The sequence below is a fragment of the Paracoccus methylovorus genome (genome assembly GCF_016919705.1).
GTDB classification, from domain to species: Bacteria; Pseudomonadota; Alphaproteobacteria; order Rhodobacterales; family Rhodobacteraceae; genus Paracoccus; species Paracoccus methylovorus.
The window spans coordinates 1,440,001-1,452,667 of the sequence record NZ_CP070371.1 but is presented as its reverse complement, the minus strand read 5'-3'; the positions used below and the strand labels follow the sequence as shown (position 1 = coordinate 1,452,667).

The window sequence follows — 12,667 nt, the reverse complement described above, 5'->3', positions numbered from 1 at the left end:
CTCAGTCATCCACGATCGAAAGGATTTTGGGTAGCGCGGGGCAGGGAAGCAACTGGTTCGTCGCCACATCCGCCAAGGTATGATTGTGCAGGAACACATAGACATGCGCCGAAAGCCCCTCCCACAAGCGATTGGAGAGTGTTTGCGCGCGCGACCCGGACACTCCGCCCGAGGCGCCGGCGCCGATATGGAGCGCGCTGACGGTTTCGTCCACGGCCTCCAGCACATCGGCGATGCGGATCGTCTCGGGCGCTTTGGCCAGACGGTAGCCGCCCCCGGGACCGCGCACGGAATCGACAAGCCCGGCGCGGCGCAGCCGCACGAAAAGCTGCTCCAGATAGGGCAGCGAGATATCCTGCCGTTTCGAGATCTCGGCCAGCGAGGTCAGTTCGTCGCCCTTGGCGATGGCCAGATCGACCAGCGCCACCATTGCGTAACGTCCCTTGGTAGACAGTTTCATCTTGCCTCTCCTCCCGTCGCAAACCATTGACGATATGCGCGTCAGGGGCTAATTCCCCCGGCGCCGTCCTTGAATGCGTCTTGCCTATGTCGGGCGCGCTTCCCAGATTGACGATCTAGAGCCGCACCGCCACAGGGTCAAGGAACCCGAGTTTCAAAGGAAGCCCATGCCCGAACTGATTTTCCCCGGTCCCGAAGGTCGTCTGGAAGGGCGCTATCACGCGCAAGCCGCGCCCGATGCCCCCATCGCCATCATTCTGCACCCGCATCCGCAATATGGCGGGACGATGAACAACCGGGTGGTTTACAACCTGCATTACGCATTCCACCGCATGGGTTTCACCGTCATGCGGTTCAATTTCCGCGGCGTCGGCCGCAGCCAGGGCGAATTCGACCAAGGCATCGGCGAGTTGTCGGACGCTGCCTCGGCGCTGGATTACTTGCAGGCGATGAACCCCAACTCCAAGCATTGCTGGGTTGCGGGCTTCAGCTTTGGTGCCTGGATCGGCATGCAACTGCTGATGCGCCGGCCCGAGATCACCGGCTTTATCTCGGTCGCGCCGCCGGCGAACATGTATGATTTTTCCTTCCTTGCGCCTTGCCCGTCCTCGGGGCTGATCATCAACGGCACCGCCGACCGGGTGGCGCCGCCCAAGGACACCCATACTCTGGTGGCGAAACTGCGCGAGCAGAAAGGCATCACCATCACCCATGAGGAGGTCGAGGGCGCGGACCATTTTTTCCGCGACGACGAGGTCCACATGAAGCCGATGATCGACACGGTGCAGACCTATGTGCGCCGCCGTTTGACCGAAACCACGCGATGAGACAGGGGGCCGGCACGACCGGCCCTGTCTTTTCCATTGCTGCCGACCTGTCCGCCATGACCGACCTGACCCTGCGCTTTGCCTTTCTGACCGAAGCCGACCGGCTGAAGTCCGTCGATCGCGCGAATATGCTGATGGATCTGTCGCGGCCTGAAAACAGCGCCGAGCATAGCTGGCACGTCGCGCTTTATGGGCTGGTCTTCGGCGCTTCGGACCGGGCCATCGCCATGCTGCTGCTGCATGATCTGGTCGAGATCGATTGCGGCGATCACCCGATCCATCTGACCCATGACGCCGGCGCCGTGCAAGCCGCCGAAGAGGCCGCCGCGCGCCGGCTTTTCGCCATGCTGCCGGGGGGCGAGGCGTTGTTCGCGCTGTGGCGCGAGTTCGAGGCGGGCGAAAGCGCAGACGCCCGCATGGCCAAGCGCATGGACCATATCCAGCCGCTGTTTCAGGTGCTTTGTGCCCCCGCGCCTCTGTCCGAACACGTGGGGATCGTGCGCAACAACATGACGGCGGGCCGTGCGCAACGGTTGTGGCAGGAATGGCCCGAGGCGATGCAGGCGGCCCAGGCCTTGCTGGATGGGCGCGCGCCACAGGGCGAGTTTGCGTCGTATCTGGCCTTTCTGGCCGAGGCCGACCGGCTGAAATCCGTGCTGCGCGCCAGCTTTCTGTGCGACTTGTCGCGGCGCGAGAACAGCGCCGAGCATAGCTGGCATCTGGCGCTTTACGCGCTGGTCATGGCGCCGCACTCCGGGTCGCAGGTGGATATCGGCCGGGTGATCCGCATGCTGATCCTGCATGATCTGGTCGAAATCGACACGGGCGATGTGCCGATCCATGCCGCGAACGGACAGACCCATCACGGCGCGGCGCAAATGGCTGCCGAAATGGCCGCGGCCGAGCGGATTTTCGGGCTGCTGCCGCAGCCGCTGGGGGCAGAGCTGCGCGCGCTGTGGACCGAGTTCGAGGCGAACGAGACCGCAGACGCGGTATTCGCCAAATCGCTGGACCGGGCGCAGCCGGTGATGCAGAACATCGCCTCGGGCGGCGGCACCTGGGCGGAATATCAGGTGACCTACGAGCAATTGGTCGAGCGGGTCGGCGTGCGCATCGAACGTGGCGCGCCCATGCTGTGGTCCTGGCTCAGCGCAAGCGCGCAGATTTATTTCCGCAGGTAGATTGCAGGCAGTGGCGAGGGTTTGCGGCATTCTGTATGCAATCGCATACCGGGCTTTTCTTTTGCGGCGAATGCAGCTATAGCGCGGCCGAGCCGAATCCTAATCCGAAGGGACCACCCATGTCGAAGATCAAGGTAGAGAACCCCGTCGTCGAGCTAGACGGCGACGAGATGACCCGGATCATCTGGGACTTCATCAAGCAAAAGCTGATCCTTCCCTATCTGGATATCGACCTGAAATACTATGATCTGGGCATCGAGGAGCGCGACGCCACCTCGGACCAGATCACCATCGACGCGGCCGAGGCGATCAAGAAATACGGCGTCGGCGTGAAATGCGCGACCATCACCCCGGACGAGGCGCGGGTCGAGGAATTCGGCCTGAAGAAGATGTGGAAGTCGCCCAACGGCACCATCCGCAACATCCTGGGCGGCGTGATCTTTCGCGAGCCGATCATCTGCAAGAACGTGCCGCGTCTGGTCCCCGGCTGGACCCAGCCCATCGTCGTCGGCCGTCATGCATTTGGCGATCAGTACAAAGCCACCGATTTCCGCTTTCCGGGCAAGGGCACGCTGACCATCAAGTTCGTCGGCGAGGATGGCGAGACCATCGAGCACGAGATCTATCAGTCCCCCGGCGCCGGCGTCGCCATGGCGATGTACAACCTCGACCAGTCGATCATCGACTTCGCCCGCGCTTCGATGAACTATGGCCTGAACCGCGGCTATCCGGTTTACCTCTCGACCAAGAACACCATCCTGAAGGCCTATGACGGCCGCTTCAAGGACCTGTTCCAGAAGGTCTACGAGGAAGAGTTCGAGGCCGAGTTCAAGAAAAAGGGCATCCATTATGAGCATCGCCTGATCGATGACATGGTCGCTTCGTCGATGAAATGGTCGGGCGGCTATGTCTGGGCCTGCAAGAACTATGACGGCGACGTGCAGTCGGATACCGTCGCGCAGGGCTTCGGTTCGCTGGGGCTGATGACCTCGGTCCTGATGACGCCGGACGGGAAGATCGTCGAATCGGAAGCCGCCCATGGCACCGTGACGCGGCATTACCGCGAGCATCAGAAGGGCAACCAGACCTCGACCAACTCGATCGCGTCGATCTTTGCCTGGACGGGCGGGCTCAAGCACCGCGCCAAGCTGGACGATAACGCGGCACTGCTGAACTTTGTCCAGACGCTGGAGAAGGTCACGGTGCAGGCGGTCGAGGACGGCTATATGACCAAGGACCTGGCGCTGCTGGTGGGCCCGGACCAGAAATGGCTGACCACCATGGGCTATCTGGAAAAGGTCGACGAATATCTGAACAAGGCGCTGGCGGGCTGATCTGCCGTGTATTGTCAGAGGGAAGATTGGGAAGGGCCGGGGGAAACCTCGGTCCTTTCTGCTTATGGCGTGGTTTTTGGGTATTTGGGCAACGAAGAAGCTGGAAGGTTGTGTCGGGAGTCGTTGGTGCGGCTTTACGATCCGGTGTTTGTCGCGCGTTTTTGAGAGTCAGGAAGTGGCGGGACTGCGCAAAGCCGCTTAACAGTCGCGCCCGCTTGCAGTATGGGAGGCGCGAGGCATTATCCCGGAGGCCCGCCATGAAAGCTGCCGTCATTACCTTTCCCGGATCGAATTGCGACCGCGACTTGGCCGTTGCGCTGGAGCAGGCGGGGGCCGAGGTCGCGCGGATCTGGCACAAGGACGACGCGTTGCCTGCCGGCACGGATCTGGTCGCGGTGCCGGGCGGGTTTTCCTTTGGCGATTATCTGCGCTGCGGTGCCATTGCCGCGCATTCACCCATCGCCGGCGCGATCAGGGCTCATGCCGGCCGGGGCGGGTATGTTCTGGGCATTTGCAATGGGTTTCAGGTGCTTACCGAGCTGAACCTGTTGCCGGGCGCCTTGATGCGCAATGCCGGCTTGCGCTTTGTCTGTCGCGAGGCGGTGCTGAAGGTCGCGACCTCGGCCAGTCCCTTTACCTCGGCCTATGCCGCTGGCGAAGAGATTTGCGTGCCGGTCGCGCATCATGATGGCAATTACCAGATCGACGCCGAGGGGATGGCGGCGCTGAAGGATCAGGACCGCGTCGCCTTTACCTATGCGCCGGGAATCAACGGCTCGGTCGAGGATATCGCCGGGGTGCTGTCTGAAAACCGCCGGGTGCTGGGCATGATGCCCCACCCCGAGCGTGCCGCCGATCCGGCGCATGGCGGCACGGATGGCGCGAGGCTTTTTGCTTCGTTGATGCAGGAGCTTGTCGCGGCCTGACTTGAGCGGCACTCTTTCGCGCACTAGACTGCATGGACCCTTGTAGGGGGCGGTGCCGGAGGCTCATGCGAGAGGAAGACAATTCCACCGGGTTCCCGGAAGGCAGAACGGGCCTGACCAGCCGTTGGGGCCTGCGCGGCGTGATCGCCGTGTTGCTGATCGTAGCCGCAGGCACGATCTGGTTTACCAATGCCTGGCTGACGGCGCGGTTTTCTGAAACCACGCGCATGCGCACCGAGCTGCGCGCGGCGCTTTATACTGGCAACCTGTTGTCGGAATTGCAGCGCACCTCGGTGGTGCCGCTGCTGCTGGCGCGTGACCCGGCGCTGATTTCGGCGCTGTCGGGGAATGATTTTTCGGGCACCTCGGCGCGGCTGATTTCGGCCCAGAAGGAAATCGCGGCAGCTTCGATCAAGCTCTTGGATGCCTCGGGCCGGGTTGTCGGCTCGACGGATCGCAACCTGATCGGCACGAATTATGTGCAAGAGCCGTTTTTCGTCGAGGCGCTGCGCTCGAAGGATACGGTATTTACCGTCTCTTCTTCGCCGCAAGGGGCTTACGAGTTCACCTATTCCCGCACCGTCGTCTCGGACGGGCGCACGCTGGGCGTGGTGGTGGTGGGCGCCGACCTGTCGCGGTTGGTGCGGTCCTGGGCGGGCATATCGGATGCCATCGCAGTGACGGACAGTTCGGGCCAGATCATCCTGTCGACCGAGCCCCGCTGGCGCGGGCTGACCCTGCCCGAGGCGCTGGCGGTCCGCTCTGCCCCCTCGGCCATTGCGAGGGCTTTTCAGGTCACGGCGGACTGGGCCGCGACTCCGGCCGATGCCTATGTTCAGGGCCGGGCCGTGATGCAGTCGGAAACGCGCATTCCCTTCCGCGGCTGGAAGATGATCGCCTTCACCACCTACGAATCGGTGCGCGAACGGGTCAATGCCGTGCTGGCCATGGTCATCATGGGCTTTGCCATTCTGCTGGCGGCGGTGTTTTACTTGCTGTCGCGTAAGGCGCGGGTGGAATCGGCGGCCTATATGCGCGAATCGGCCGATCTGCGGGCGCTGAACCAGCGCCTGACCCGTGAGATCGCCGAGCGCGAACGTGTGCAGAAGGAATTGCGCGTGGCCGAGCAGACGGTGCAGCAGTCCAGCAAGCTTGCCGCCTTGGGCGAGATGTCGGCCGGCGTCAGCCACGAACTGAACCAGCCGCTGGCCGCGATGAAGACCTATCTGGCCGGGGCGCGGCTTTTGCTGCAGCGCGGCCGGGACGAGGAGGCGCTGTCCAGCTTTCAGCGCATCGACGATCTGGTCGAGCGGATGGGCGCAATCACCCGGCAGCTCAAATCCTATGCCCGCAAGGGCGGCGAGGCATTCGAGCCGGTCGATCTGCGCGCCGCGCTGTCGAGCGCGCTGGTGATGATGGAGCCGCAATTGCGGTCGCGCACCATCCGGTTGCAACGGAATATCCCCCGATATCCGGTCATGGTCTACTGCGACCGCATCCGGCTGGAACAGATCATCATCAACCTGCTGCGCAACGCGGTCGATGCGATCAAGGGGGTCCGCGACCCGGCCATCGAGATCACCGTCAGCTCTGGCTCTCACGCATTCTTGTCCGTGCGGGACAACGGTCCGGGTGTATCCGATCTTGAAAATCTGTTTGAACCCTTCTTCACCACGAAGAAGCCCGGAGAGGGGACCGGCTTGGGGCTGGCCATCTCTTCCGGGATCGCGGCCGATTTCGGCGGGCGCCTGACAGCCCATAACGCCTCGGACCAAGGGGGCAAGGGCGCAGTATTCGAACTTGAGCTACCGCTGTATGATCCCCGTTTCAAGACGGGGACGCGGTTGGCGGCGGAATGATGAAAAGAGGTAAAGGCCCATGAGCCGGACTTTGAAGATAGCCGTCGTGGACGACGAACCGGATATGCGCGAATCGATCAGCCAATGGTTGGCGCTTTCAGGGTTCGAAGCAGAAACCTTCGCCACCGCCGAAGACGCGCTGAAAGAGATCGGCGCCGATTGGCCGGGGGTGGTGATTTCCGATATGCGCATGCCGGGCATGGACGGGATGGCTTTCCTCAAGCGGCTGATGGGCATCGATTCGGGCCTGCCGGTCATCATGATCACCGGTCACGGCGATGTGCCGATGGCGGTCGAGGCCATGCGCATCGGCGCCATGGATTTCATGGAAAAGCCCTTTAACCCCGAACGGCTGACCGAGCTGGTCAAAAAGGCCACGCAGGCCCGTCGTATGACCCTGGACAACCGTGCCCTGCGCCGCGACCTGAGCGAAGGGCAGCAGGTGATGTCCAAGCTGATCGGCACCAGCCCGGTCATGGACCGGCTGCGCGAGGACATTCTGGATCTTGGTCAGGCCGACGGCCATGTGCTGATCGACGGCGAAACCGGCACCGGCAAGACATTGGTGGCGCATGCGCTGCATGCGGTGGGACCGCGCGCCTCGAAGAAGTTCGTGCCGATCTCTTGCGCCGCCTATAACGACGAGATCCTGTCGGGCAAAATGTTCGGCCCGGTGGAAAACGGGCTGCCGGCCGTCGAGGAGGCCCGGGGCGGCACGCTGTGCCTGGAGGATATCGAGGCGCTGTCCGATCCGCTTCAGGCGCGGCTTCTGGCCTTTATCGCCGAGCAGGGCAGCCCGGCCGAGACCCGGATCATCGCCATTTCCAATGCCCGGGGCGAAGGCCGTCGCGCCGAGGATTCGCTGCGCCCCGACCTGTTCTATCGCCTGACTGCGCTGAAGATCACCCTGCCGCCGCTGCGGTCGCGCGGCGAGGATATCCTGACGCTGTTCACCCGTATGACCGAGCAATTCGCCGAGGAATACGGCTGTGAGCCGCCTCAGGTGACGGCGCAGGAGGCGGCGCAGCTCTTGCAGGCGCCCTGGCCGGGCAATGTCCGCCAGCTTATCAACGTGGCCGAGCGCGCAGTGTTGCAGAACCGCCGCGGCTCAGGCTCGATCGCCTCGCTGTTGATGGCGGATGGCGAGGATACGCAAGAGGCAACGACGACCGAGGGCAAACCGCTCAAGGAATATGTCGAAAGCTTTGAAAAGATGCTGATCGACAATACCATGCGCCGGCACAAGGGCAGCATCGCCGCTGTGATGGACGAGTTGTGCCTGCCGCGTCGGACGCTGAATGAAAAGATGGCGAAATACGGGCTCAGCCGCGGCGATTACCTGTAATCAGCTACCAAGGCTGCAGAGCGCCCGGATCGGCAAATCGCGGCCTTCTTCGAAAATTCGATTGTAACGGCGCGCCCTTCCCCGCTATCTTGCCCATGTAGGGTGGGCGCCACAACTTATGGTTGCTCGACCTCGCCAGTTTCGCAGCGCGCCAGCCAGCCGCGACACCTGAAAAGTGCCGGTGGTGCTACGCGCGGAAAATCTTGCCTATGCCCCTTTTGGGGCCTCTGGGCATTTGTGATCGCCGCCCGGACCGTAAAAGCGGGTTGGGCCAAGAAAGGTAAACAGACGCGATGGATCGCGCAGTGCAGCTTGATCGGCAACGGAGGCAGGGCTTTTCCCTGACCGCCGCGATTGCTGTTGGCGGTGCGGCTTTCGTTGTCCCCTCATGTGGCCGCCGAACTTTCCCCCCGCCTGTGCGCGGGCCGGTTCTGCGGCCCGAAAGACGGAAAAATGTCAAAGAAAATGCTGATCGACGCCACGCATTCCGAGGAAACTCGGGTTGTCGTGGTCGATGGAACCAAAGTCGAAGAATTTGATTTCGAGACGGTCAACAAGCGGCAGCTTGCTGGCAACATCTATCTGGCCAAGGTAACGCGGGTCGAACCCTCGCTGCAGGCCGCTTTCGTGGATTATGGCGGGAACCGCCACGGATTCCTGGCCTTCGCCGAGATCCACCCCGATTATTATCAGATCCCCGCCGCCGACCGTAAGGCGCTGCTGGAGGAGGAACGCCAGGCCGCCGTGGCCGAGGCCGATGAGGGTGACAAGGCCAGGCGCAACTCGCGCCGCCGCCGGCCCGCCAAGGCTGCAGCCGCCGACAACGGCGATGCGGTTCTGGCCTCGGACGAGATCGCGGGCATGACCGTGGTCGACCTTTCCGAGGGCGAAGCCGCGCCGCTGGAAGGTCTGACCGTCGAAGCGGCCGATAATACCAGCACTCCGGAAAACGAAGCCGAGGAGCCGACCGGCGAAGACAGTGCCGAGGATGACGGTATCGAATCCGTCGCCGAGGAGGATGTGGCCGAAGAAATCTCGGCCCCCAAGAAGCATCGCGCCCGCCGCTACAAGATCCAGGAAGTGATCAAGGTCCGGCAGATCATGCTGGTTCAGGTCGTCAAGGAAGAACGCGGCAACAAGGGCGCCGCGCTGACCACCTATCTGTCACTTGCCGGCCGCTATTGCGTATTGATGCCGAATACGGCGCGCGGCGGCGGCATCAGCCGCAAGATCACCAATATCGCCGACCGCAAGAAGTTGAAGGAAATCGCCAGCGAGCTGGAGGTGCCGGAAGGCGCCGGGCTGATCATCCGCACCGCCGGCAGCCAGCGCACCCGCACGGAAATCCGCCGCGACTATGAATACCTGATGCGGCTTTGGGAACAGATCCGCGAACTGACCTTCCGTTCAGTGGCGCCTGCGCCGATCTATGAGGAAGGCGATCTGATCAAGCGCACGATCCGCGACCTCTACAGCAAAGAGATCGACGAGGTTCTGGTCGAAGGCGAGCGTGGCTATCGCACGGCCAAGGACTTCATGAAGATGATCATGCCGTCCCACGCCAAGAACGTGAAGCATTACACCGATCCGATGCCGCTTTACGGGCGCTATCAGGTCGAAAGCTATCTTGCGGGCATGTTCAACCCGGTCGTGCAGTTGAAATCGGGCGGCTATATCGTCATCGGCGTGACCGAGGCGCTGGTGGCCATCGACGTGAACTCGGGTCGGGCGACGAAAGAGGGCTCGATCGAGGAAACCGCGCTCAAGACTAACCTGGAAGCTGCCGAAGAGATCGCACGTCAGTTGCGGCTGCGCGACTTGGCCGGGCTGATCGTCATCGACTTTATCGACATGGAAGAGCGCAAGAACAACGCCTCGGTCGAGAAACGCTTCAAGGAGAAGCTCAAGACGGATCGGGCGCGGATTCAGGTCGGCCGTATCTCGGGCTTCGGTCTGCTGGAAATGTCGCGTCAGCGTCTGCGGCCGGGCATGCTGGAATCCACCACGCAGCCCTGCGCGCATTGCCATGGCACCGGGCTTATCCGCTCGGACGACAGCCTTGCGCTGACCATCCTGCGCGCCATCGAGGAAGAGGGCACCCGCAAGCGTTCACGCGAAGTGCTGGTCAAGGCGCCGGTTGCGGTGGCCAACTTCCTGATGAACGCCAAGCGCGAACATATCGCCAATATCGAGGCCCGTTATGGTCTGTCGGTGCGGGTCGAGGCCGATCCGGCGCTGATCTCGCCCGATTACGCCATTGAGAAATTCAAGACCGCCACCCGCAACGTGCCCGAGGTGACGGCGCCGGTGGTTTCGGTCGATGCCAGGCTGATGGCGCAGATCGACGATGAGGAGCCGGCTGAAGACGAGGCCGAAGAGACCGTCGAAGCCGCCGAGATCGTTGAGGCGGTGGAGGCTGAGCGCGCCGAGGACAGCCGTGCCGAGAACGGCGAGGGCGAAGCCGGCAAGCGCCGCCGTCGCCGTCGTCGTCGTCGGGGCGGCAAGAACGGCGAAGGCGAAGCACATCACGGCGAGGATGATGCCGAGGACGCGGCGTCGGAAGCCGAGGAAGTTGGGCAGCCGGCTGAAGCCGAAGCGGCAGTTCCGGCTGCGGTCGAGGTCGAAAGCGCGCCCAAACCCGCCGCTGAAGAGGCTGCCGAAGAGGTCGCCAAGCCCCGCCGCCGCACCCGCACGCGTCGGCGCAAGGCGGATGAGCCTGCAGATGAGGCGGCCGCAGCCGGAGGCGATGCCGTTGCCCAGCCGGGCGAGCCGGTCGAACCTGTCGCGGACGAGATCGCCGAAGCTGTGGCGGTTGACGATCAGCCTGCCGCTCAGCAACCCGCACCGACCGAAGTGGTGGTAGCCGAGCAACCCGCTGAGGCGCCCGAGCCGGCCGTCGAGCCTGTGCCGGAAGCCGCCGAGCCCGCCGTGGCAGAGGCGGCGCAGACTGCGGAGCAGGCCGAGGCTGCAGTCCCCGAAGCTTCCGCCGACGAAAACGCGGGTGCTGAGGTAGCGGCCGCTGCTTCTGAACCGGCCGAGGTCGAGGCAGTATCGGTGCCCGAACCCGCGCCCGAGCCGGCCTTGGCCGAGGAAACTTCGCGTCCCAAACGCCGGGGCTGGTGGTCCGTAGGCTGATCTGTCGCAGCCACACCACAAAAGAGTGACGGGCGCGGGGCTTTCCCGCGCCCTTTCCTTGCGCCAAGGTGCCGGACATGTTGGGAATCGAACTTGTAGATGCCGCGTTCCTGCCTGCCGCAATGGTTGCGTTGCTGGCCGGAATCCTGTCCTTTCTTTCGCCCTGCGTGTTGCCGATCGTGCCGCCCTATCTGGCCTATATGACCGGGGTCGGGGTTGGCGGCCTGAAATCGGGCGAGCGCAGCGCGGTAGTCCCGGCGCTGTTCTTCGTCATGGGGCTGTCTACGGTCTTTTTGCTGATGGGCATGGCTGCCTCGGCCTTTGGGCGGGTGTTCCTGCAGTGGCAGGACGTTCTGGCACGGGGCGCCGGGGCGGTGGTGATCGTGCTGGGCCTGCATTTCCTGCATATCATCCGCATCCCCATTCTGGATGCGGAAGCAAGGATCGATACGCAAGAGCGCGGCGGCAGCGCCGTCGGGGCCTATGTTCTGGGTCTTGCCTTTGCCTTCGGCTGGACGCCCTGCATCGGACCGCAGCTTGGCATGATCCTGTCTTTGGCCGCGACAGGCGGGGCGATGGGCAAGGGCACGGCTTTGCTGGCTGTCTATGCGCTGGGGCTGGGCATTCCGTTCCTGCTGTCAGCCATATTCATCAATCGCGCCATCGGCCTGATGAACCGTATCAAACCGCATCTGAAGCTGATCGAGCGCATCATGGGTGTGCTATTGGTCGTCGTCGGCGTGGCGCTGCTGACCGGGGCCTTTCCTGTCTTTGCCTATTGGTTGCTGGAAACCTTTCCCTGGCTTGCCGCGCTGGGTTAGTCCCAGTTCGGCGGGCGTTTTTCCAGAAAGGCCTGAATGCCCTCGGCCGTTTCGGGCAAAAGCAGGTTCTCGCAAATCACCGCGCCTGCGGTCTCATAAGCCTCGGCAAGACTTAGGTTGCGTTGGGCATGGAAGGCACGCTTGCCCATGCGGACGGCAGCGGGCAGCTTGCCGGCCACAAGTTGGGCCAGCGCCATGGTTTCGGTTTCCAGCGCATCGGGTGGGACGGTGCGGTTGACCAGACCCAGCTCCCGTGCCCGGGCGGCGTCCATGAAATCGCCGGTCACCAGCAGTTCAAAGGCCGAACGCGGCGCAATGGCCCGGGTCAGCGCCACCATTGGTGTCGAGCAGAACAGGCCGATATTCACCCCGTTCACGCCAAAGCGCGCGCCCTCGGCCGCCACGGCCATGTCGCAGCTTGCGACCAGTTGGCAACCGGCGGCGGTGGCGATGCCCTGCACTTCGGCGATGACCGGCTGGGGCAGGGCGGGCAGTTTTTGCATCATCATCGCACAACGCGAGAACAGCCGCGCATAGGCGGCGCGGCCACCATCTTCGTCGTTGCGGGCACCCTGCATCTCGCGAAGGTCATGACCGGCGCAGAACGCCTTGCCGCGTGCTGCCAGCACGACGACGCGGACGGCTTCGTCGCCAGCAATCTCGTCCAGCGCATCGGAAAGCGCGTCGATCATCGCGGTCGAGAGCGCATTGTAGTTCATCGGGCTGTTCAGGATCAGCCGGGTTACATGGCCGTCATCCTGACGCAGCACCAACGGTTCG

Annotated in this window: 10 protein-coding genes (1 of these 10 cut by a window edge); 8 read left to right on the top strand and 2 right to left on the bottom strand. The window is 63.3% G+C overall.

The genetic code is table 11. The features are described 5' to 3' along the window. Window position 1 precedes the first annotated feature (1 nt). The gene (iscR, locus tag JWJ88_RS20265) at window positions 2-460 is read right to left on the bottom strand and encodes a Fe-S cluster assembly transcriptional regulator IscR (protein ID WP_205296196.1); all 459 of its coding nucleotides are present in this window, start codon (window positions 458-460) and stop codon (window positions 2-4) included. Between the two features lie 166 nt (window positions 461-626). Here iscR and JWJ88_RS20260 point away from each other — a divergent pair, with 166 nt between their 5' ends. From JWJ88_RS20260 to JWJ88_RS20225, 8 genes are all read left to right on the top strand, one after another. Further along, window positions 627-1,286 carry an alpha/beta hydrolase gene (locus JWJ88_RS20260; protein WP_205296195.1) on the top strand — a complete coding sequence of 220 codons (660 nt, stop codon included), beginning with the start codon at window positions 627-629 and terminating at the stop codon, window positions 1,284-1,286. A gap of 56 nt (window positions 1,287-1,342) precedes the next feature. Then, the gene (locus JWJ88_RS20255) at window positions 1,343-2,467 is read left to right on the top strand and encodes an HD domain-containing protein (RefSeq protein WP_205296923.1); all 1,125 of its coding nucleotides are present in this window, start codon (window positions 1,343-1,345) and stop codon (window positions 2,465-2,467) included. Window positions 2,468-2,586: 119 nt separating this feature from the next. Further along, window positions 2,587-3,801: an NADP-dependent isocitrate dehydrogenase gene (locus JWJ88_RS20250; RefSeq protein WP_205296194.1), complete on the top strand. Its 1,215-nt coding sequence runs from the start codon at window positions 2,587-2,589 to the stop codon at window positions 3,799-3,801. 257 nt (window positions 3,802-4,058) lie between these two features. Further along, on the top strand, window positions 4,059-4,727 hold the full coding sequence (gene purQ, locus JWJ88_RS20245; RefSeq protein ID WP_205296193.1) for a phosphoribosylformylglycinamidine synthase subunit PurQ: 669 nt from the start codon (window positions 4,059-4,061) through the stop codon (window positions 4,725-4,727). Between the two features lie 65 nt (window positions 4,728-4,792). Continuing rightward, window positions 4,793-6,586, top strand: coding sequence for a sensor histidine kinase (locus JWJ88_RS20240; protein WP_205296192.1), 1,794 nt, complete (start codon window positions 4,793-4,795; stop codon window positions 6,584-6,586). A 19-nt stretch (window positions 6,587-6,605) separates the two neighbouring features. Beyond that, the gene (locus JWJ88_RS20235; protein ID WP_205296191.1) at window positions 6,606-7,931 is read left to right on the top strand and encodes a sigma-54-dependent transcriptional regulator; all 1,326 of its coding nucleotides are present in this window, start codon (window positions 6,606-6,608) and stop codon (window positions 7,929-7,931) included. A gap of 453 nt (window positions 7,932-8,384) precedes the next feature. Next, window positions 8,385-11,066: an Rne/Rng family ribonuclease gene (locus JWJ88_RS20230; protein ID WP_205296190.1), complete on the top strand. Its 2,682-nt coding sequence runs from the start codon at window positions 8,385-8,387 to the stop codon at window positions 11,064-11,066. Between the two features lie 77 nt (window positions 11,067-11,143). Then, complete coding sequence (locus tag JWJ88_RS20225) at window positions 11,144-11,887, top strand: cytochrome c biogenesis CcdA family protein (protein WP_205296189.1); 744 nt, start codon at window positions 11,144-11,146, stop codon at window positions 11,885-11,887. Here the strand turns inward: JWJ88_RS20225 and JWJ88_RS20220 are convergent. Continuing rightward, on the bottom strand, window positions 11,884-12,667 hold the 3' portion of the coding sequence (locus JWJ88_RS20220; protein ID WP_205296188.1) for an enoyl-CoA hydratase. The gene runs 17 nt beyond the window's last position; only the last 784 of its 801 coding nucleotides appear in the window; the start codon falls outside the window, past its right edge; the stop codon is at window positions 11,884-11,886. The genes JWJ88_RS20225 and JWJ88_RS20220 overlap by 4 nt on opposite strands.